Origin of the sequence: Photorhabdus hindustanensis (genome assembly GCF_002968995.1) — a bacterium.
Classification (GTDB): domain Bacteria; phylum Pseudomonadota; class Gammaproteobacteria; order Enterobacterales; family Enterobacteriaceae; genus Photorhabdus; species Photorhabdus akhurstii.
Window position 1 is genome coordinate 33,256 of sequence record NZ_PUWT01000039.1, and the last position, 21,854, is coordinate 55,109.

Annotated in this window: 14 protein-coding genes and 1 pseudogene; 7 read left to right on the forward strand and 8 right to left on the reverse strand. The window is 41.4% G+C overall.

All coding sequences use genetic code 11. The annotated features are described in order from the left end of the window. Positions 1–18: 18 nt before the first annotated feature. The 5 genes from C6H66_RS14905 to pncB all read right to left on the reverse strand — a co-directional run bounded on the left by C6H66_RS14905 (position 19) and on the right by pncB (position 7,399). Positions 19–1,209, reverse strand: coding sequence for an amino acid aminotransferase (locus tag C6H66_RS14905; protein ID WP_105395986.1), 1,191 nt, complete (start codon positions 1,207–1,209; stop codon positions 19–21). Positions 1,210–1,431: 222 nt separating this feature from the next. Beyond that, the gene (gene ompC, locus C6H66_RS14910; RefSeq protein WP_282183121.1) at positions 1,432–2,589 is read right to left on the reverse strand and encodes a porin OmpC; all 1,158 of its coding nucleotides are present in this window, start codon (positions 2,587–2,589) and stop codon (positions 1,432–1,434) included. 504 nt (positions 2,590–3,093) lie between these two features. After that, positions 3,094–4,239 carry a porin gene (locus tag C6H66_RS14915; RefSeq protein WP_105395987.1) on the reverse strand — a complete coding sequence of 382 codons (1,146 nt, stop codon included), beginning with the start codon at positions 4,237–4,239 and terminating at the stop codon, positions 3,094–3,096. Positions 4,240–4,576: 337 nt separating this feature from the next. Continuing rightward, positions 4,577–5,977: an asparagine--tRNA ligase gene (asnS, locus tag C6H66_RS14920; RefSeq protein WP_105395988.1), complete on the reverse strand. Its 1,401-nt coding sequence runs from the start codon at positions 5,975–5,977 to the stop codon at positions 4,577–4,579. 207 nt (positions 5,978–6,184) lie between these two features. Next, a complete protein-coding gene (gene pncB, locus C6H66_RS14925; RefSeq protein WP_105395989.1) occupies positions 6,185–7,399 on the reverse strand; it encodes a nicotinate phosphoribosyltransferase in 1,215 nt (404 codons plus the stop codon). Positions 7,400–7,745: 346 nt separating this feature from the next. Here pncB and pepN point away from each other — a divergent pair, with 346 nt between their 5' ends. From pepN to C6H66_RS14960, 6 genes and pseudogenes are all read left to right on the forward strand, one after another. Next, positions 7,746–10,358 carry an aminopeptidase N gene (gene pepN / locus C6H66_RS14930; RefSeq protein WP_105395990.1) on the forward strand — a complete coding sequence of 871 codons (2,613 nt, stop codon included), beginning with the start codon at positions 7,746–7,748 and terminating at the stop codon, positions 10,356–10,358. A 210-nt stretch (positions 10,359–10,568) separates the two neighbouring features. Beyond that, on the forward strand, positions 10,569–10,838 hold the full coding sequence (locus C6H66_RS14935) for a CCDC90 family protein (RefSeq protein WP_046396460.1): 270 nt from the start codon (positions 10,569–10,571) through the stop codon (positions 10,836–10,838). A gap of 369 nt (positions 10,839–11,207) precedes the next feature. Beyond that, positions 11,208–12,218, forward strand: coding sequence for a quinone-dependent dihydroorotate dehydrogenase (gene pyrD / locus C6H66_RS14940; RefSeq protein ID WP_105395991.1), 1,011 nt, complete (start codon positions 11,208–11,210; stop codon positions 12,216–12,218). A 191-nt stretch (positions 12,219–12,409) separates the two neighbouring features. Beyond that, on the forward strand, positions 12,410–12,955 hold the full coding sequence (locus C6H66_RS14945; protein ID WP_105395992.1) for a cell division protein ZapC: 546 nt from the start codon (positions 12,410–12,412) through the stop codon (positions 12,953–12,955). Between the two features lie 1,783 nt (positions 12,956–14,738). Beyond that, positions 14,739–15,074, forward strand: a complete 336-nt coding sequence (locus C6H66_RS14955; RefSeq protein ID WP_105395993.1) for a hypothetical protein — start codon at positions 14,739–14,741, stop codon at positions 15,072–15,074. A gap of 48 nt (positions 15,075–15,122) precedes the next feature. After that, positions 15,123–15,412: pseudogene (locus C6H66_RS14960) on the forward strand (transposase); the annotation flags it as partial. Positions 15,413–15,424: 12 nt separating this feature from the next. Here C6H66_RS14960 and C6H66_RS14965 read toward each other — a convergent pair. The 3 genes from C6H66_RS14965 to C6H66_RS14975 all read right to left on the reverse strand — a co-directional run bounded on the left by C6H66_RS14965 (position 15,425) and on the right by C6H66_RS14975 (position 19,634). After that, positions 15,425–16,720 carry a glycosyltransferase gene (locus C6H66_RS14965; RefSeq protein ID WP_105395994.1) on the reverse strand — a complete coding sequence of 432 codons (1,296 nt, stop codon included), beginning with the start codon at positions 16,718–16,720 and terminating at the stop codon, positions 15,425–15,427. Between the two features lie 241 nt (positions 16,721–16,961). Then, positions 16,962–18,245 carry a glycosyltransferase gene (locus C6H66_RS14970; protein WP_082300865.1) on the reverse strand — a complete coding sequence of 428 codons (1,284 nt, stop codon included), beginning with the start codon at positions 18,243–18,245 and terminating at the stop codon, positions 16,962–16,964. A 273-nt stretch (positions 18,246–18,518) separates the two neighbouring features. Continuing rightward, positions 18,519–19,634 carry a YcbX family protein gene (locus C6H66_RS14975; RefSeq protein WP_105395995.1) on the reverse strand — a complete coding sequence of 372 codons (1,116 nt, stop codon included), beginning with the start codon at positions 19,632–19,634 and terminating at the stop codon, positions 18,519–18,521. Between the two features lie 100 nt (positions 19,635–19,734). Between C6H66_RS14975 and rlmKL the strand changes: the two genes are divergently transcribed. Next, on the forward strand, positions 19,735–21,852 hold the full coding sequence (rlmKL, locus tag C6H66_RS14980; protein WP_105395996.1) for a bifunctional 23S rRNA (guanine(2069)-N(7))-methyltransferase RlmK/23S rRNA (guanine(2445)-N(2))-methyltransferase RlmL: 2,118 nt from the start codon (positions 19,735–19,737) through the stop codon (positions 21,850–21,852). Positions 21,853–21,854 lie beyond the last annotated feature (2 nt).

A 21,854-nucleotide genomic window follows, 5' to 3' on the forward strand; every position in this document is an offset into this window, starting at 1 on the left:
AGTAAGGCAAATGTTAATTTAGAGTACTGCAACAATGGCTTCACATAGTGGAACCATGTTTTCCAATGTCAAACCAGCGACGTTAATACGACCGGAACTGACTGCGTATATGCCAAATTCCTCACGCAGACGTTCTACTTGTTCTTTTGTTAGGCCACTGAATGAGAACATACCATTTTGGCTACTAATAAAGCTGAAATCCTGTTTTGCCCCTTTTTCCTGCAAGGTATTGACAAACAGTTGACGCATACGCTGAATACGTTCGCGCATGGTGGTCAGTTCCTGTTCCCAAGCTGCTTTCAGATCTTCATTTGACAAAATGGTGGTGACAACAGATGCACCATGAGCAGGTGGGTTGGAATAGTTCGCACGGATGATCGCTTTAGCCTGACTGAACGCTCTTTCGGCTGTATCGCTGTCACTAGCAACAATGGTACAGGCGCCGACACGTTCATTGTACAGGCCAAAGTTTTTAGAGTAAGAGCTGGCAACAATCAGTTCATTGTGATTTTTCGCAAAAATGCGTAGGCCCTCTGCATCTTCATTCAGGCCCTTGGCAAATCCTTGATAAGCGAAATCAAAAAGAGGCAACCAGCCTTTCTCCGCAGACATTTCTGCTAGCTTAGCCCATTGTGCTGGGGTGGGATCGATGCCCGTCGGATTGTGGCAGCAACCGTGGAACAAAACAACATCACCTGCCTGAACTTCAGACAGGCTTGTTAGCATGCCTTCGAAATTCAGCGCGTGTTTTTCAGCGTCATAGTATTTATATTCACGGACTTCCAAACTAGCGGCGGAAAAAACGTTTTTATGGTTTGGCCAGGTTGGGTTGCTGATCCAAACCCGTTTAGCATTAGTCTGTTTGGCAATGAAATCCGCAGCAATACGTAAAGCACCTGTACCGCCAGGGCTTTGTGCTGTGCGGGCGCGCTTATCTGTGACGACTGGGTGATCTTTGCCAAACAGTAATTCTTGAGTTACACAGCCAAATTCGGTTAAGCCGCTAATCGGCAGATAATTCTTTGTTGTTTCGTTTTCCAGTAAATATTGTTCAGCTTGTTTAACACTACTCAGAACAGGGGTTTTTCCTGTTTCATCTTTATAGACACCGATACCAAGGTTGATTTTATTTGTACGAGGATCAGAACGGAAACTATCGGCTAAGCCAAGAATAGGGTCAGCAGGCGCTGCTGTGATTTTCTCAAACATGTTTGTAATTCCAAAGCTCAGAGTTAAGCCCAAAAGGGTAGTCAGGTTAACGTTGCTAAAGCAGTTTGCCAACTATTTGTCGTAAAAAGAAGATAATCTTGTGAGGCAGTTTGCGGAGTGAGAAAAAGAAGGAAAACAATAAGACTAAAAAAGCAGCACATAAGCGCTGCTTTCTCTTAATGATGTTTAACTTGTTCAGCTAAATCTATTTACCAACGGTAATTAGAATTGGTAAATCATACCTACGCCAACAACGTTGTCAGTGCTGATACCCATCTCTTTGGTGAATTCATTGCTATCCAACAGGTTGATTTTGTAATCAACATAGGTAGTCAAGTTTTTGTTGAAGTAGTAGTAACTACCGACTGAGATATATTTAACTAGATCATTACTGCTAGATGCTTTCTTACCTGATGCATAGTGATAACCAGCATCGTCGTTCAGGCTCTTACCTTTAGATTGAACGTAAGCTATGGATGGACGTAAACCGAAATCGAACTGATATTGAGCAGTCAATTCGATGTTCTGGGTTTTGTTGGCGATATTTTCCATATTCTCGCCACCAACTGTTCCACCGAAGCGGGTCATGTTACGGGTTTCACCGTACATGGCTGCCAGATAGATGTTGTTAGCATCGTACTTGGCACCAATGTTCCATGCTTCAGCGCGATCACCTAATGCATCAGAATCATACTTAGTCTTAGAAGTCCCTTTTTGTGCAGAAGTACGAGCAGAATTAGAGTATGCACCACCGACGCTGATACCGTAACCTACGTCATAGGTTGTAGCGAAACCGTAGCCATCACCGTTGTCTTTACGGTCGGCACGGTTGTTAGCTGTGTTGTTGCTGTTCTCACCCTGATATTGCAGAGCAAAATTCAGGCCATCGACCAGACCGAAGAAATCGGTATTACGGTAAGTTAACAGACCAGTAGAACGGGCGGTCATGAAGTTATCAGTCTGCGCCATTGAGTCGCCACCGAATACTGGCAACACGTCGGTCCAAGCGTTGACTTCATAAACTGCACCGTAGTTACGGCCATAGTTTAGAGAACCGTAGTCGGAAAGCTTCAGGCCAGCGAAAGCCAGACGAGTCTTAGTTTCGTCATCACCTTCTGCACGGTTACCTTTGATATTGTATTCCCAACGGCCAAAACCGGTCAGTTGGTCATTAACTTGAGTTTCGCCTTTGATACCCAGACGAGCAAAGGAGTTATCGCCATCTTCGCCGCTTTTGTTGTTAGCGAATTTGTGCTGGACTTCAACTTTACCATACAGATCCAGTTTGTTGCCGTCTTTGTTATAAATTTCAGCTGCATTTGCTGCGCCAGCAGCTAACAGAGCTGGGATTACTACTGCAAGAACATTGCGTTTCATCATTATTATTACCCTCATTGGTGTTATTCGGACACCTGCCACTGCCAAAAATAATTCTTTAAAAATTTACGGAACTATTTGTGAGAGTTTAGTGTCGTCTGTTTCACTGTCAAGTGTTTCATTGGTTGTTATTTTTATCCACTCACAAAATGCGATAAAAAAGAAAATTTAGTAAAAATGTGAAACAAAGTGTTTCAAAATGTAAATGTGAGATCGTTTTTTGAACTCTGGTCGGTCCAGTTGATCGAAAAAGTGAAAAATGGATCGCAGTCAGTGGCGGAAGAAGATTACCTGTTTATTTTAATAAAAAGAGTAAAATATGATGTTTATTTCATCAATAATATCTCTTATATGTAACTTACTGATATGCTTGTCGATGTGTTATATACCATTTTTTAACAGATACCTAATAATGATTATTCTTGAAAAAATGTAGTGCTCACTTTAAGTGAGCACCATAACATGTTAATTGGATCTCCTATTAACCTGCCTAATTTAATCAGACTGTTAGAATTGATATACCAAACCTACACCTACCGCGTTATTTGTGTTGACATCGAGATGTTTGGTGTAGAAGTTGTCATGTACTAAGTTGATTTTATAATCCACATAAGTGGATAAATTTTTGTTAAAGTTATAATAAGAACCAATAGAGATATATTTTACCCAGTCCTGATGAGTGAAAGAAGTTGTTCCTTTGGATTGAACATATGCCAGAGATGGACGCAGGCCAGAATCAAACTGATATTGGGCCGTTAATTCAATATTACGGGTTTTTGCGGAGACGAAATCTTGGTAGCCGAAAGAGGTCATATTGTGAGTTTCACCATACATGGCGGCCAGATATACGTTGTTTGCATCATATTTGGCGCCAACGTTCCATGCCTTAGCTCTTTCGCCGCGAGCGACAGAAGTAACGAGCCTTTCATGTGTAATCGGGCGGTCAGCATTGGAGTAGGCTCCCCCTACGCTGATACCATTGCCTATATCGTAGGTAACAGAGAGGCCGAAGCCGTCACCATTACTACCACCATTGGGCTTAATGAGATCACCGCGCTTACGAATTGAATTGCGGCCGTTTTTGCTGTCTTCGTCGTTCTTACCTTGGTATTGCAGGGCGAAGTTCAGCCCATCAACCAAGCCAAAGAAATCTGTATTGCGATAAGTCAAGACACCGGTAGCACGATTAGTCATGTAGGTGTCAGCCTGCGACATGGAGTCTGCACCAAATACTGGCAGTACGTCGGTCCAGGCATTGACGTCATAGAGAACACCATAATTACGACCATAGTCTAGGGAACCGTATTTAGCCAATTTCAGACCAGCGAAGCCCAGACGGGTTTGATTGCCTTCGGAATTGTTTTCCTCAGCTTTGTTAGCCTGAATATTGTATTCCCAACGGCCATAACCCGTTAGTTGGTCATTGATTTGGGTTTCGCCTCTGAAGCCCAAACGAATGTAGCTTGCATCACCATTTTCACTATAGATAGGGGATTTATTTGAGCTTTGGGTAATTTTAGAGAATTGATGACGCGCATCAACTTTGCCATAGATATCCAGTTTATTACCATTTTTGTTATAAATTTCAGCGGCATTTGCTACACCAGCAGTCAACAGCACGGGGATGACCACGGAAAAGATACTACCCTTCATTATTGTTACCTTCATTTAATTACTATCGTTAATTACCGTCATTGGTGTTATTCGGACATCTGTTACTGACAGAAATAATTCCTTTAAGAAACTCGTTGAAATTATTTATGAAAATATCGTGATGTCCGAGTCGGGGCACAGTTTTTCATTAGCCGTAGACTTTATCTATCATTTAATTGATACAAAGTGACGATTTTTGTAATAAAGTGAAAATAATATATTGCAAAATGTAAATGGAATGGGATTTTTGATCGTATCTTGAATTTGAAGAATAAAAAAAGCCAGCTTTTGCTGGCTTTATATATAATAATTTCTTAATGTTTGTTTTACGCAATCATTAGAAGTTTGCGCTTCTTGGCGTACGCGGGAATGGGATGACATCACGTACATTTGGCACGCCAGTCACGTAAGCAACCAGGCGTTCAAAGCCCAGTCCAAACCCTGAATGAGGTACGGTGCCATAACGACGCAGATCACGGTACCACCAGTAATCTTCTTTATTAAGCCCCATCTCTTCCATACGTTTATCCAGCATATCCAGACGCTCTTCACGCTGTGAGCCGCCGATAATTTCACCAATGCCCGGTGCAAGTACATCCATTGCCGCGACAGTCTTACCGTCGTCGTTCATTCGCATATAGAAAGCTTTAATATCTTTTGGATAGTTTTTCACGACAACCGGAGCTTGGAAATGTTTCTCGGCCAGATAACGTTCGTGTTCTGAAGAGAGGTCAACTCCCCAGAAGACTGGGTTTTCAAATTTTTGGCCGCAGTTTTGCAGAATTTCAATGGCATCGGTGTAATCAATCTGAGCAAAGTCAGAATTGACAAACTTTTCCAGGCGGGTGATGACATCTTTATCTACGCGTTCAGCGAAGAATTGTAGATCATCAGCGCGCTCTGCCAATGCGGCTTTGAAAACATATTTCAGCATATTTTCAGCCAGTGAAGCGGCGTCGTTGAGGTTGGCGAAAGCGATTTCCGGTTCAAGCATCCAGAATTCCGCCAGATGGCGGCTGGTATTAGAGTTTTCAGCACGGAAGGTGGGACCAAATGTGTAAACTTTGCTTAATGCACAAGCATATGCTTCACCGTTCAATTGCCCGGATACGGTCAGAAAAGCTTCGCGGCCAAAAAAATCTTGGTTGAAATCCACTTCACCTTTGTCAGTTAACGGCAGATTTTGCAGATCCAGCGTAGAGACGCGGAACATTTCGCCGGCGCCTTCTGTATCAGCAGCCGTAATCAACGGGGTGGAAACCCAGAAGTAACCATTTTCATGGAAGAAACGGTGTAATGCTTGAGCAAGAGTATGGCGCATACGAGCAACGGCGCCAATCAGGTTGGTGCGTGGGCGCAGGTGAGCGACATCACGCAGGTATTCAATACTGTGGCGTTTTGCTGCCATTGGGTAGGTATCAGGATCTTCAACCATGCCGATCACCACGACTTGGGTCGCTTGTAGTTCAAAATTCTGCCCTTGACCTAGGGAAGCAACGACTGTCCCTGTTACTTCGACAGAACAGCCGGTAGTTAAATGCAGAATTTCATCCTGATAATTAGGCAAATTATTATTAACGACGGCCTGTAATGGATTAAAGCAGGAACCGTCATAGACGGCGAGGAAGGAGATGCCAGCTTTAGAATCTCTCCTTGTACGTATCCAGCCGCGAACGGTGACTTCACTATCAACCGCAACCCGGCCTTGCAGTACGTCGACTACAGGCGCTACGCTCATAGATTTCTCTCTTCTTTATATATCAGTTCAGGTTTGTGAAATTGAATATCCCCACAAGGGGCAACTTGTTCTATGTTACTTGCCCTGTTTCAGGAAACAAGAGGAAATCATCAATTTAAATGGTGAAATAGAGGGGAAAGGCGCTTTTCAGATGTGCTGCTGCGTTATCTGCCAGCAGCACAGTGGTATTTTGGCATGAAACTTGGGTTAACAAGCTTGTTTAACCTGAGGTATATCAAAAGCTGCGCGTAGCTTGTTAACAAACTCGTTATCTTCACAAATGGTTTTGCCAGGGCTGTCTGAAAGCTTTGCGACTGGTTTGCCATTACATTCAACAAGTTTGATGACGATATTCAGTGGCTTAACCCCTGGAATATTACAGGTGAGTTGCGTACCGATACCGAAAATCAGGTTTATTCTGTTGTAGAAATGACGATAGAGCGCTAGCGCTTTTTGGAAATCCAAGCTGTCAGAGAACACCAGCGTTTTCGTCATTGGGTCGATATCCAGTTTTTGATAATGGGCGATCGCTTTTTCGCCCCATTGAACGGGATCACCCGAATCATGGCGTAAGCCTTGATAACTTTTGGCAAACTGGGCATCAAAGTCCCGCAGGAAAGCGTCCATTGTAATACAGTCGGTTAAGGCAATGCCTAACTGGTTAGGATATTCTTTCAGCCAACTTTGTAATGCTTCTCGTTGGCTGTTAGCCAGATCCGGGCTGATTTGCTGATGAGCTTGAAACCACTCATGCGCCTGTGTGCCAACCGGAGGGAGCCCAAGCTGTTGTGCAAGTTGATAATTGCTAGTGCCAATCAGGTAAGGGAAATGCTGTTGCAGCTCACTGACGATAGCGTGTTGAACACAGTGTGAGAAACGCCGGCGTGTACCGAAATCCATCAGTTTGAAACTGGAGAGATCGATTCCTTCATTTTCAGCATTTTGATAGAACAGTTTGATCAACTTGCGTAGCTGATTAACTGCGTTTTCCACTGCATTATCTGGTGAGCGATAGCGATGAACTAATTCACTAATTAGCGCCAGTAGTGGAACTTCCCACATAATGACTTCATGCCATAATCCTGAAATACGGATAGCTAATTGGCCACCCTCTGTAACAGAAATATTGACTTGTTGTGGGTTAAAACGAAAAGTTTTTAACCAATCCAGATAATCAGCCTTGAAAAAAGGCAAACTGGAAAGGTAATTAAATTCAGCATCGGTTAATGCCAAATCAGCCATCGTATTAACTTGATAGCGTAATTCTGTGGCATATTCACCTAGCATTTCATCGCCGCGGCAGCGAAACTCTGCAACAACAGGCATGTGGCTGTAGCGGTGATACACTGCTTGTTGCATATGAAGTTTATAAGCGTCAGTATCAAGCAGTGATTTTATAATTGGGGTAGCGTCTAGTGTCATAGCGCGTTATGCATCCTCACGGAGCGTATTCGTATTAGCTAAATCGATAAAGTGGGAAGAGTATACCGGGATTATTTTGTTATTGAAGTCGCATAACATCATATAGTTCACCAAAATATCGAAGCTAAACAGGGCCTTTGGTCAAATGTTATCATGTTATTTGATCATTAGGTGATGACAAGCACCAAAGAATAAACATATTCCTTACACAACATCATACTCGTTCTTAATGAATGTTTAACGTCAGAAGGTGCGTTATTCACTCTTGAAATTCAACCTCTTTCTATGGCAGCGTAAGGCTTGGTATTGAATTAATTCCATCAGGCATGAAACAAAAAGGTTTCTTATGACACAACAGCGACAAGCTAAGTACCGCCGGGATTATCGCGCTCCCGACTATACGATTTCTGATATTGAACTCGATTTTAATCTTGATGCCGATAACACGGAAATCACTGCAATCAGCCAAATAAAACGTCTGAGTCACGAAATAACGCCATTAGTGTTGGATGGTGAAGACTTGACACTGAAAAGTCTTCATGTGAATGGTCAACTGTGGGCGCATTACCGTGAGCAGGAGGGGACGCTAGTCATTGAGCAGTTGCCGGCTCAGTTTACTTTGAAAATTGTTAATGAGATCCATCCATCGAAAAATACGGCGCTGGAAGGTCTGTATGTTTCTGGCGATGCGCTTTGTACCCAGTGTGAAGCAGAAGGGTTCCGCCACATCACTTACTATCTCGATCGCCCTGATGTATTGGCTCGTTTTACAACGCGTATCACAGCCGATAAAGCCAAGTATCCGTATCTGCTTTCAAACGGTAATCGGGTTGAGCAGGGAGAAACCGATGATGGGCGCCATTGGGTGAAATGGCAAGATCCATTCCCGAAACCATGTTATCTGTTTGCTTTGGTCGCGGGTGATTTTGATGTATTGCGCGATAGTTTTACGACGCGTAGTGGCCGTGAAGTTGCATTAGAGCTGTTTGTTGATCGTGGCAATCTCGATCGGGCTGATTGGGCAATGACTTCCCTGAAAAATTCTATGAAGTGGGATGAAACCCGTTTTGGCCTTGAGTATGACCTCGATATTTATATGATTGTCGCGGTGGATTTCTTTAATATGGGCGCTATGGAGAATAAAGGGCTGAATGTCTTTAACTCCAAATATGTGCTGGCGAAGTCTGAAACTGCGACTGATAGAGATTACCTTAATATAGAAGCTGTGATCGGCCACGAATATTTCCATAACTGGACCGGGAATCGCATTACTTGCCGCGATTGGTTCCAATTGAGCTTAAAAGAGGGGTTGACGGTATTCCGTGATCAAGAATTTAGTTCTGATCTTGGTTCTCGCTCTGTTAATCGTATTAATAATGTGCGTGTTATGCGTTCGGCGCAGTTTGCGGAAGACGCCAGCCCAATGGCCCATCCAATTCGCCCGGATAAAGTGATTGAGATGAATAACTTCTATACCCTGACTGTGTATGAGAAGGGCGCGGAAGTTATTCGTATGATTCATACCTTGCTAGGTGAAGAGCGATTCCAGGCAGGGATGCAGCTTTATATTCATCGCCATGATGGCAGTGCTGCAACATGTGATGATTTTGTTCAGGCAATGGAAGATGCGTCAAATGTGGATTTGTCACTTTTCCGTCGTTGGTATAGCCAGTCTGGTACTCCTGTACTGACAGTTCGCGATGAATATGATGCAGAAAAGCAGCAATATAAGTTGCATGTCAGTCAGATGACACCACCTACCACTGATCAAAAAGAGAAACTGCCTCTGCATATTCCTCTGGATATTGAGTTATATGACAGTAAAGGTCATGTGATTCCGCTACGTTATGATGGTCAACTGGTTCACCATGTATTGAATGTGACCAATGCAGAGCAGACGTTTGTATTTGATGATGTGCCGTCACTGCCGGTTCCCTCTTTATTACGGGAATTCTCAGCGCCGGTGAAACTGGATTACACATTCAGTGATCAGCAATTGGCATTCCTGATGAAACACGCTCGCAATGCGTTTTCACGTTGGGATGCGGCTCAGTCGCTGATGGCAAACTATATCAAATTGAACGTTATCCGTTATCAGCAGAAGCAGCCGATCGAATTGCCAATGCATGTGGTGGATGCTTTCCGAGCGGTATTATTGGATGAAGAAATTGATCCGGCTCTGGCGGCTCATATTCTGACTTTACCATCAGAAAGTGAGATGGCGGAACTGTTTACGATTATCGATCCTAAAGCGATTCATGAAGTTCTGGATGCAATCACCCGTACGTTGGCTCAGGAAATGGCTGATGAGTTTGCGGTGATTTATAACGCTATCAATATCGGTGCATACCGCGTCGCTCATCAGGATATTGCTCTGCGCTCTCTGCGTAATATCTGTCTATATTATCTGGCCTTTGGTCATCAAGGGCAGGCTGATAAAGTGGTATCAAATCAATATCATCAATCTGACAATATGACTGATGCACTGGCGGCATTATCTGGTGCGGTGCTGGCAGAGTTGCCTTGCTGTGATCAACTTATGGCGGAATTTGATGATCGATGGCATCAGGATGGTCTGGTGATGGATAAATGGTTTAGCTTACAGGCAAGTAGCCCGGCGGCAGATGTGCTGGCTAATGTGCGTAATCTTCTGAATCATCGTTCATTTAGTATCAGTAACCCAAACCGGGTGCGCGCTCTGATTGGAACATTTGTTAATAATCCAGTTGCATTCCATGCTGAAGATGGCAGCGGTTATCAATTCCTGGTGGAAATTTTGACTGATCTTAACAGCCGTAACCCACAAGTTGCTTCTCGTTTGATTGAACCACTGATTCGCCTGAAACGTTATGATGAAAAACGTCAAAACATGATGCGTAGTGCGTTGGAACAGTTGAAAGAATTGGAAAATCTGTCTGGTGATCTGTTTGAAAAAATTACCAAGGCATTAGAAAGCTGATAATTGTTTATCGGGCTAATGGTTATTTAGCCCGATATTTTTTCCAATTTATCTTCTGGATAATAAATTTCTTCTTGCCAGCATTGGGTTGGAAGTAAAATGCAGTGGTCAGTATCTCATGGTAAAACTGATATGTGGTTAATTTTTATATCTCTATGGTATTATCGTTAATTTAAGGGCGGTCAACCAGCAACTTTAGAGGATAAAAGAATGGCTTTACTTACAATGGATACACATACAGCAGTTAAGGCACTCAAAGCGTCTGGTTTTAACGATGAGCAGTCTGAAAAAATCGTTGAAGTTATTACAGAACTGCAAAACATAAGTGTTGTCACCAAAGCAGATCTAACAGTTGCTACTGAGAGCATTAAAACCGATATTGGTACTATAAAAACAGATTTAGATTGGATTAAGAAACTGACATTAGCAGTTGGTATTGCTGTTGTTATTGCGGCATTGAAATACATTTTTATTGGTTGATGCTTGATACTTGTAGTATGAAAATTGCTCAAGATATTAAAGAGCATCCATTGGTTTGCCTCCCTTTGAGTTGTTCGAGAGAAGCAAAGTATCTTGGGCAAAAAAGTCAACGATTGTAGTCACCAGTGTATTCTTGTTATATCAATGCATTTTCCCGACTTTCACGCGCAACATCTAGGAGAGATTTGCGCCTAATTAGCATATTTCTGTAGATTCATCCCATATTATTCGGTTACTCTACCTGCCTAAATATTTTTAGGATTAAAAATGAGCGCTTTTTAGTTCAAAAATTTCTAAGTGGCACATGAATGTGTATAGTTTTACTTTTATAATTTAATGTTTATAGATTAATTAAATAGGTTCAGAATTATGTGCTACCCACTAGTCAGGAAAGCGTTGTTCCAACTTGATCCGGAACGGGCGCACGAATTAACCTTCCGTCAGCTTAAGCGTATTACCGGTAGTCCTTTCGAGTTTCTGATCCGCCAGTCAGTTGCGACGAAGCCTGTTACTTGTATGGGTCTATCGTTTAAAAATCCCCTCGGTCTGGCCGCGGGCCTTGATAAAGATGGCGATTGTATTGATGCATTTGGTGCAATGGGATTTGGTTTTATTGAAATTGGCACTGTAACCCCACGCGCTCAGGCAGGAAATGATAAGCCGAGATTATTCCGTATCGTTGAAGCAGAAGGGTTAATTAACCGTATGGGCTTCAATAATCTTGGTGTTGATAACCTGGTAGAGAATGTCAAAAAGGCAAAATATGGCGGAGTTATTGGGATCAATATTGGCAAAAATAAAGATACGCCAGTAGAGCATGGGAAAGATGATTATTTAATCTGCATGGATAAAGTTTATCCTCATGCTGGCTATATCACAATTAATATCTCTTCACCTAACACACCTGGCTTAAGAACGCTTCAATACGGCGAAGCGTTGGATGATCTATTATCGGCGATTAAAAATAAACAGAGTGAACTTCAACAAAAATACCAGAAATATGTCCCTGTTGCGGTAAAAATTGCGCCAGACCTTTCTCAAGAAGAGTTGATTCAAATTGCAGATAGTTTAATTCGTCATAATATCGATGGTGCTATTGCAACTAATACAACGTTAGACAAGAGATTAGTTGAAGGACTTAACTATTGCCAACAAGCTGGTGGGTTAAGTGGTCGGCCGGTCCAGTTGCGTAGTACAGAGATTATTCATCAGCTCTCTCAGGAATTAAGCGGTAAAATTCCCATTATCGGTGTTGGTGGAATAGATTCACTTGTCTCTGCCAGAGAAAAAATAGCGGCGGGGGCTTCTTTGATACAGATTTTCTCTGGATTTATCTATCATGGTCCAAAATTAATCAAAGATATCGTCAATCATATCTAAATCTTGCTGTTAATTTATCATTGGGGGTTTATTTTTGCCCCCAACTCATCTATATTTGCTCTGAACATCTAAATTTTATCTGTATCTTCACGTGTCTTTTAATTATGGCAGGGCTTATTTCACTGAATAGCGGGCAAGTTATTTACAATCTGTTTGGCGATGTAAGTTTTTCTGGCATAAAAGGATAACTCATGAACATTAAACCCGATGACCAATGGCGCTGGTATTTTGATACTGACCATGACCGTGTAATGCTCGACCTGTCTAATGGTATGGTTTTTCGTTCCTGTTTTCCTGCGAAGATACTGACACCCTATGCAATGGGAGAAACTTCGTTTTCTGTAGAAGATGCGACGCTTTATTATTGTTTTGAAGAACAGACACGCCAAATTAATATTTCAGATGAATCCAGGGCTGAATTAATTCTTAATGCGTTAGTGGCTTTCCGCTTTATTAAGCCGCAGATGCCAAGAAGCTGGTATTTTTCCCGTTTTGCCATGATAGAAAAGCCGGTACAAGGCGAGCTAATTCAGGTACGGCTCCAGGATTGCGGGACAGATGCTGTATTCTTGGTCGTAGAAGCTGGAGATAGCGCGAGCCTTTGTCTGTTAGCTCAACTACAATTAACGTTATCCGATCGGGTAATGAGTTTTTGCGATCCAATTAAGATTATGAATGATCGATTGATGCCATTTGTGGAACCTGTTTGTATGCCAATTTATGGCACCGCGGTTTGATTTGGGGTGATTATGAGTAAGTCACTTTTTTCTGTGTCCTAGAATCTCCTGTTGGCTATTATCACAGAGATTTGCCTATTATATGTAATAGCTATAGCTTGTTTATTTGAAGTTGGTGTGAAAAATAGATAAGAAGTATTTTAATAATTTCCTCCCCTCTGGATAGTATTAGCTTTGAGATGGAGAGGAGATATAATGAAGTTAATTAACCTGAGATTTGCTTAAGAAGGGAGCTCAGTGCCTGAGGCTCGATCAAAGTTTTTGCTAAAGAAAACAAAATTGTGGAGATCATCAGGCATGTCTAATTTAGAAGAACTTTACTGCTGCGTCGATGATTTTTGCCAAAAATTTATTCCTCTCTGGCATCAAAAGTTTATCCCTAAGTTAAAAGCATTATTAGAGTCTTATTCTTTTTTTTTAAGTTCATTGTCTTGTTAATCTATTTTATATTATTATTTGTATTTGCTGACTAGGAGTATATACATTGATAAAGCCAATTGTTTTTTTCATTTTTTACTGATAGCTTTATGATCGATTGGTTTTAAACTGTTATTAAAAGCCATATTTTTGACCTCTGGTTTTAATCGGTACCATAAGATTTTTGCTGTTGTTTTTACTACTTTTATTACTTGATTTTTATTCAATTTAATCATCATGGTATACTGTATTTTACGTTTGACCAACGTTAATCATACTCACTTTCTCTTTAATAGCGCTGTCTTACCGGCAACTCTGAGCAGTTTTCATCAGTCGCCCTCCTTTATTTTATCTTCATAAATCAACCCGTAAATAGCCTGATGGTATAAATATACCTTTTTATGTTTTTCGGATAATATTTTTTCTCACTAATTTCTTTTTAACCCCCTGTTAATGATTAATGGACTTAAATTAACGTCTTTTTAAAGATCCGCACTTGTAGTTAAATCCGTCTTTTATATAAAAGCTTGAGGCTGTCCTAAATAACAATTATATTTTCTCTTTAACTATTTGTTTTAGAATGTATAACTGGTCTTTTACACTAGGTGTGTTAAATCTCCATTCATATTCCTTGAGAGAAAGCTTAAAAACAGGGACTTTCCCGGCTGAACCTCGTCAACGTTTTCCCTTACGTTTACCCCCGAAATAGCTTTTGTCCATCTCGACTTCTCGCAAAGGGTGAGGTACGAACATAAACTAATTCAATTTTTCCAGTCATTGCCAATGCCACTCTGTTTTATTGAGCCGGAGCGAATAGACAGAGAAACAGCATATGCCGCGACTGATTTTTCTCAGGTGCAACGATGGTCCATGATTAGCCCAAGCTCTTTAAAGATAAATAGATGTGTTGACATTTGTCGTTTCCAGAAATTTATGATGTTCAACTTAAGTGGCTTTGACCTGCCTATAATTAATTTAATTCGTCACTTGCTGTTATATTCACTAATTTTTCTCTTGGGTTCAATTTATCTATTTTCTGATAATGTGATGGTATTCTCAGATATCAACTAAACACGTACTATACTTAGTTTTGTTGATTAGTTTTCTGAGATAATCTTATTATTTTGTCATAACCTTATATTATTTAGACATCAAGGGTAGTTATTTGTCACAATGTAATTATCCATCTAATTAATAGTTTCTGGAGGTATATTGATGGCTAAAATAAAACAGCTTATAGATCAAAACAATGAAGATAAAATTAAGGAGTAATTAGATTTCTTACTAACTGCTGCCAAAGAAAAATTAAATAATTTCGAATTAATCATTCTGTTATTGATAATTAAATGATGTGGGAGATGTATCTATGATGACTTTATCACTTGTTTCTTTCAAAATAGCTATCTTATTGGCTTTTAATCAATGGCTGGATCAAAATACAGAAGATGCAACAGTAAACTTGGAAGGTCATAATGTTACAGTAACTTTTCAACTAGATGGGGATAAATTTAACTGTGGAGTTCCTGGTTTTAACTTGCCGTATATACATGAGAATGATTTACGTAATTGGGTGGGAGATAATATTTACATCGGTAACAATATAGGCTATTTATCCCCTTTACGAGATGATAGTGTGAATGTCTGGTTGAAAGGCGGAGTGGCTGTCATGTTTAATTTTCATGTTAATTTATACGTAAATTAACTTAATTAACCTGAATTCTGGATAAATTTAGTTGAACTCTTTTAGGCTCTGTTTGATGATTTAAACGCAACAGGCGTGACATTCATCACTGATACACGCAATAACATGGAGGCAAAAGCGCTTTCGGTGTGGGATAACATGATGTTGTCAAAGCGTTTCATCATAGAAGTTATCAATGATCAATTAAAGAATATTTTTCAGATAGAATATTCACGGCATCATGGTGTGCAGAGATTAATGTTGAATGTGTCGGGGGACTCATAGCTTATTGTATCAAAGAGAACAAACCGTCACTGAATATCTCCTACTCAGAAATGGATATGTTAGTGACGGTTTAACCAGAACTCAGGTTAATTAGCACGATTTTCGAAGATTAATTGTTCTGCGTGATGGGATATTGCTGCTAATGCGTCGTGACTGGCGTAATCATCTTGGACGATTTGTGCCCGTTGTTTAAATAAATTTGTACGTAGCATATTTTCCACTGTCTGCTTAAGCTGAGATTCCGTCGGTTGTGCTGTATCCAGATTAATACCGCATCCAGCCCATACGACGCGAAACGCTGTTTCCTGTTTACCTTCCCCCGTATCGGCAATGAGTACTGGTGTACCGTGGTTGAGGGCGTAATTAATGGTTCCATAACCCCCGTTGGATATTAGCAATGAAGCTTTTGGCAGCCAGTGCTCAAATGAGATAAATTCTTCGATACGTGCGTTGTCAGGTATGTTTTCTGGCCGTATTTCTATTGAACTACCACCGGTGGTTGCTAATACACGCACAGGTAATGTAGCCAGTGCACGCAATGTGGGGAAAATTAACTGGTTTAGATCAGTATTAGACATGGTGCCCTGAGTGACTATAACCAATGGGCGTGGATCATCTTCTTCCCATAATTGAGGTGATTCTGTTATCGGGGCGGGGTTGGGGAGAGGGCCAATAAAATGGACTGTATCAGGCAATTCTTCTCGTGGGTACTCAAATGCCAGGGTTGAAAGTTGCAAAAAGCGATCAGAACCCAAAATGACTTCATCATTGAAAAATCGGGTTAACGTAGCGCATCCCGCCTGAGTTAATGCGTCATTGAAGCTATTCTGAACTTCGGTTATTAGTTGTCGTGTTTCCTCATCCACGAGTTGTTCATGTGTCAACTCTGATGGTAGTAATGCGGGGGGAATACGTGGTCCCCAGAAAATTGAATCTTTCGAAGAGTAAGCCAGAGGCGTTATGCCAATTATGATCACTGGAAGGCGATGAGTTTTTTCTTTTTGCAGCAGTGGCAATATGCCATAGAAACAGTTCTCGGCTATAAGGAGTTCTGCTTGCTGTTCATGGATGATTTGTTGTAGTTGGCGGTCAAGGAATGGGATTGGGGTACAGAAGAAATCTTTAAACGCTAGCGCCATTTGCAGATTTCCTGGAGGAAGGTGCGCTCGATCAGGAAAACGTTGTTTTAAGTGGCGGTAATCAAAGTCTATCTGCTCATCGAAGGGGATAAATGTTGCATTTAAATCTTCTACCTGTTGGCGAAATAATGCGCCGGTGAATACAGTTACCTGATGTCCTTGTGCTATCAGTGATTGAGTTACTTTTAACATCGGATAGACATGCCCGGGCGTTGCGACCGCTGCAATGACAATTCGTGCCATAACTTACTCCTTTGTACTGTTTTGATTTAATTACGCTAGTTAGCTCCTGACTCAGGGTGTGATCATTTCATGATTACTGTTACAAATTCATTGTAGTAATAATAATTTATCATGACAATAATCACTGTAATTTATTTTTTATGAAGTTATGACATATGCCGATTTCCTCCCCCTCTTAGTCTGTGTTAGCACTAAAACGGAGAGGAAAGACGAAGGTATCTAGGGTTTGGTTACTGCGGCTTTATTCAAGAATTAATTGTTCTACGTGACGGGATATTGCTGCTAATGCATCATGTCTTGCGTAATCTTTTTGGACAATTTGCGCACGTTGTTTAAATAAGTCTGTACTCAGCATATTTTCCACTGTTTGCTTAAGTTGAAATTCAGTGGGGTGTGCTGTATCCAGATTAGTTCCGCATCCAGCCCATACAACACGAAAAGCTGCTTCCTGCTTGCCTTCTCCTGCATCTGCAATGAGTAACGGAGTCCCGTGGCTGAGAGCATAATTGATGGTTCCATAACCTCCGTTGGATATTAGCAATGAAGCTTTTGGCAGCCAGTGCTCAAATGAAATAAATTCTTCAATGCGTGCATTTTCAGGTAGATCTTTACTCAGTGTTTCTACCGATCTGCCACCGGTGGTTGCCAATATACGTATCGGTAATGTAGCCAGTGCGTGCAATGTGGGGAGAATCAACTGATTTAAATCGGTATTGGAGATAGTACCTTGAGTAACTATAACCAATGGACGTGGATCATCTTCCTCCCATAATTGAGGTGATGTTGCTGTCGGTGCTGGATTGGGGAGGGGGCCAATAAAATGGACTGTATCAGGCAATCCTTCTCGTGGGTATTCAAATGCCAGAGTTGAGAGTTGCAAAAAGCGATCAGCACTGATAATCACTTCATCGTTGAAAGGTCTGGTTAACGCAGAGCTTCCTGACTGAACTAATGCGTCATTGAAGCTATCTTGTACTTCGGCTATGAGTTGTTGGTTGGTTTCATCTACGAGTTGTTCATGTGTCAATTCTGGTGGTAATACCGCAGGTGGGATACGAGGCCCCCAGAAAATTGAATCTTTCGAAGAGTAAGCCAAAGGTGTTATGCCAATGACTATCACTGGAAGACGATGGGTTTTTTCTTCTTGTAGCAAGGGTAATATGCCATAAAAGCAGTTCTCGGCTATAAGCAGATCTGCTTGTTGTTCACGGATAATCTGTCGTAATTGGCGGTCAAGAACTGGGATTGGAGCTGAGAAGAAATTTTTGAATGCCAGTGCCATTTGTACATTTCCCGGAGGAAGTTGAGCACGGTCGGGGAAATGCTGTTCTAAATGACGATAGTCAAAGTCTATCTGTTCATCAAAAGGGACAAATTGCGCGCTTAAAGTTTCTACCTGTTGGCGAAATAATGCACCGGTAAATACGGTTACCTGATGTCCTTGTGCTATTAGTGATTGAGCGACCTTTAACATTGGATAGACATGTCCAGGGGTTGCGACCGCTGCAATGACAATACGTGCCATGACTTACTCCTTTGGTGTTTTTTCTGAGTGACTTAAGCTCCTGTTAGAGTGTAATCATTTTATGACAGTAGTTATAAATTCATTATGGTAATAATTAATTCATTATTGTAATAATAAATTCGTTATAACAATCACCGTTGTGATTGATTTATAAAATTTATTGATTTCCTCCCCTTTTAAGCGGTGTTAGCGCCACAATGGGAAGGAAGGATAGAGGAATTGGCGTTCAACGTGCCAATTTATGGCACGTTAGTTTGATTTTAATTTAAAGATCTATTCTTCGCTATTATTAAGAATAAGGTTATTCTTTGGAATACAACAGCAAGCTAGAATATGGCCATCGTTTTTAATCGCTGTGGCTTTTAAAGGAGAAACTTCTCCTTTAACTAAAGAAATCTTACAGCATCCACATATTCCCGCCCGACATGAGTAGGATACTTTAATTCCTTGTTGTTCCAGTTGTTCTAAAATAATTTGTTGATTATTACCTGTAAAGGTTTTTCCATTATATTCAATAGTGACAGATTGCTCATTTATTTTTGGTAAATCAATATCTTCAGCTTTTTCGCCACTGCCATATTTACGCGGATTTTTTTTAGCTAATATAGTGACATTATCTCCGATTCTAATAATACCACTTGAACGGGCAGTGAGATTCTGACCAAAATCGACATCACCATTTTCTGCTGTACGGAATGATTGCAATGTCGCTAATGGCTCTCCGTTGGGATTTTTAATACCTTTATTAATACTGACGGTTGTCAGAATACAGCGGCTACAGGGTTTGGGTAAATCAAAAATAACATCGCCAATCTGAATTGATTGCCAACTGTCTTCTGCAAATGCTTCCGCACCGGTAATAACAATATTTGGGCGAAATTGCTCTAATTTAATACTGGCCGGACAACGCTGTTGTAATAAGTGAAATGAAGCTTCATTAATGAGTAGAAATGGATAACCATCAGCAAATGATAATGGAATTTCAGGGTGTTTTTTTACCCTGCGGCTTAATTCATGGCTTAACCAGCGTAATTGCACTGGAATATCAAAGAAACGACTTAACCATTGATTAATTGTTTCTGGTGCAATTAGGGCTGTAAAATGGTTGCCCCATACTTCCGTGGGCTGCTGTTCAGGTAGGAAATCACTGTAAAGTACGGTGGCATTTTCTCCGTTGGGCGCACGCAGATAAATACCGTTATTTAACATAGCCGGAGTAAATAACAACATTTGCGGATATTTACGGGCGGTAATAAAAGTCCCGTCTGTCGTTGTGATCATAAAATTGCGATCAAATATAAGGCCGCTTTCACTGACTAATGCATGGGAAAGTTGCAAACCACGCATAGACTTTACCGGGTGGGTATACAGGCGAGACAGAGTGATCATCCGTTAATCTCCATGAAACATTTTTTACACACGCAACTTTATGACATGTCACCTGGATTAGCTATAATGCGTAACAATTTTCTTTTTGGTGATATGTAACATGAACTCTCTGTTTGCCAGCACGGCGCGTGGATTAGAAGAATTATTGAAGAACGAACTGGAAATGCTGGGGGCGCAATCATGCAAAATTGTGCAAGGCGGAGTTCATTTTCAAGGTGATGACAGAGTGATGTATAAAAGCCTGATGTGGAGCAGGCTGGCATCACGTATTTTGCTACCGCTAAACGAATTTAATGTCTATAGCGATTTAGATCTCTATCTTGGCGTTCAGTCTATTGATTGGAGCCAGATTTTCTCTATAGACAGTACTTTCTCTGTGCATTTCAGTGGCACAAATGAAGAGATACGGAATACGCAATATGGCGCACTCAAGGTTAAAGACGCCATTGTCGATAGCTTTATTCGTAAGTTAGATCAACGCCCCAATGTGGCAAAGCAACAGCCGGATATTCGCATTAATGTTTTTTTGAATAAAGAGAGAGCCAGTGTTGCATTGGATTTGAGTGGCGATGGTTTGCATATCCGAGGTTATCGCGATCTTGCTGGTCAGGCTCCGCTGAAAGAAAATCTGGCTGCGGCGATTATTCTACGTTCAGGCTGGCAGATTGGTACTCCGATGGTCGATCCTATGTGTGGTTCCGGCACATTATTGATTGAAGCAGCAATGATGGCGGCTGATCGTGCTCCTGGGCTGCATCGTAACCACTGGGGCTTTATTGCCTGGTTGCAACATGATGAAGAAATTTGGCGTGAGGTGACCACAGAAGCGCAAACCCGCTTTCGTAAAGGTCTTCAGGAGACAGCTTCCCGTTTTGTTGGTTCTGATATTGATCGTAGAGTGTTGGATATGGCTCGGTCAAATGCTCGTAGAGCCGGGGTTGCACAGTTGATAACTTTCCAGCAAGGTGATGCCAGTCGTCTGGAAAATCCGTTATCAGAAGGTCCTGCCGGAACAGTGTTAAGTAATCCACCTTATGGTGAGCGCTTGGAAAGTGAACCTGCATTGGTTGCATTACACAGTTTATTTGGGCGGATAATGAAAAGCCGTTTCCCTGGCTGGCGTTTGTCTCTATTCAGTGCATCGCCTGAGTTGCTGAGCTGCTTGCAATTACGGGCTGAACGTGAGTTTAAAGCTAAAAATGGTCCACTGGATTGCGTACAGAAAAATTATCAGTTGTCAGATAAACCGCACTCATCAGAGATGAATGTGGCGGAAGATTATGCCAACCGCCTGCGTAAAAATGAAAAGAAATTAACTAATTGGGCGAAACAGCAAGGGATTGATTGTTATCGTCTGTATGATGCTGATTTGCCAGAATACAATGTGGCTGTTGACCGTTATGCGGATAAAGTGGTGATTCAGGAATATGCTCCGCCGAAAAGTATTGATACCAATAAAGCGCGTCAGCGTTTATTCGATGCTATCAGTGCAACGATGCAAGTTCTTGGACTCTCATCAAATCAATTAGTACTTAAAACTCGTCAGCGTCAGAAGGGTAAAAACCAGTATGAAAGAATGGCAGAAAAACGAGAATTCTTTCTGGTAAATGAGTATGACGCAAAATTTTGGGTTAATTTAACTGACTATTTGGACACCGGCTTGTTCCTTGATCATCGTATTGCCCGGAAAATGCTAGGTGAAATGAGTGAAGGGAAAGATTTTCTGAATCTGTTTGCTTATACCGGATCTGCGACAGTACATGCTGGATTGGGAGGCGCGCGTTCAACAACGACGGTTGATATGTCTCGCACTTATCTCGAATGGGCTGAGCGGAACTTACAGGCTAATGGATTAACAGGGCGTCAGCATCGGTTGATTCAGGCAGATTGCCTCGCTTGGTTATCTCAGGCCAGTGAACAGTTTGATTTGATTTTTATTGATCCGCCGACGTTCTCCAATTCTAAACGAATGGAAGATGCATTTGATGTACAACGCGACCATATCATGTTGATGAGACAGCTTAAGCGCTTGTTGCGTCGTGGGGGAACGCTGATGTTCTCCAATAATAAACGAGGTTTTAAAATGGATTTTGCTGAGCTGGAAAGAGTTGGCTTGGTGGCGGAAGAGATCACCAGTAAAACTCAGTCGCAGGATTTTGCCCGTAACCGTCAGATTCACAACTGCTGGTTATTACGCCACGCTGGTGAGGAAAAATAATT

Excerpts from the sequence above, each read along its gene's own strand:
- C6H66_RS14905 (WP_105395986.1), bottom strand. The coding sequence starts at position 1,209 with ATGTTTGAGAAAATCACAGCAGCGCCTGCTGACCCTATTCTTGGCTTA.
- ompC (WP_282183121.1), bottom strand. The coding sequence starts at position 2,589 with ATGATGAAACGCAATGTTCTTGCAGTAGTAATCCCAGCTCTGTTAGCT.
- C6H66_RS14915 (WP_105395987.1), bottom strand. The coding sequence starts at position 4,239 with ATGAAGGGTAGTATCTTTTCCGTGGTCATCCCCGTGCTGTTGACTGCT.
- asnS (WP_105395988.1), bottom strand. The coding sequence starts at position 5,977 with ATGAGCGTAGCGCCTGTAGTCGACGTACTGCAAGGCCGGGTTGCGGTT.
- pncB (WP_105395989.1), bottom strand. The coding sequence starts at position 7,399 with ATGACACTAGACGCTACCCCAATTATAAAATCACTGCTTGATACTGAC.
- pepN (WP_105395990.1), top strand. The coding sequence starts at position 7,746 with ATGACACAACAGCGACAAGCTAAGTACCGCCGGGATTATCGCGCTCCC.
- C6H66_RS14935 (WP_046396460.1), top strand. The coding sequence starts at position 10,569 with ATGGCTTTACTTACAATGGATACACATACAGCAGTTAAGGCACTCAAA.
- pyrD (WP_105395991.1), top strand. The coding sequence starts at position 11,208 with ATGTGCTACCCACTAGTCAGGAAAGCGTTGTTCCAACTTGATCCGGAA.
- C6H66_RS14945 (WP_105395992.1), top strand. The coding sequence starts at position 12,410 with ATGAACATTAAACCCGATGACCAATGGCGCTGGTATTTTGATACTGAC.
- C6H66_RS14955 (WP_105395993.1), top strand. The coding sequence starts at position 14,739 with ATGATGACTTTATCACTTGTTTCTTTCAAAATAGCTATCTTATTGGCT.
- C6H66_RS14965 (WP_105395994.1), bottom strand. The coding sequence starts at position 16,720 with ATGGCACGAATTGTCATTGCAGCGGTCGCAACGCCCGGGCATGTCTAT.
- C6H66_RS14970 (WP_082300865.1), bottom strand. The coding sequence starts at position 18,245 with ATGGCACGTATTGTCATTGCAGCGGTCGCAACCCCTGGACATGTCTAT.
- C6H66_RS14975 (WP_105395995.1), bottom strand. The coding sequence starts at position 19,634 with ATGATCACTCTGTCTCGCCTGTATACCCACCCGGTAAAGTCTATGCGT.
- rlmKL (WP_105395996.1), top strand. The coding sequence starts at position 19,735 with ATGAACTCTCTGTTTGCCAGCACGGCGCGTGGATTAGAAGAATTATTG.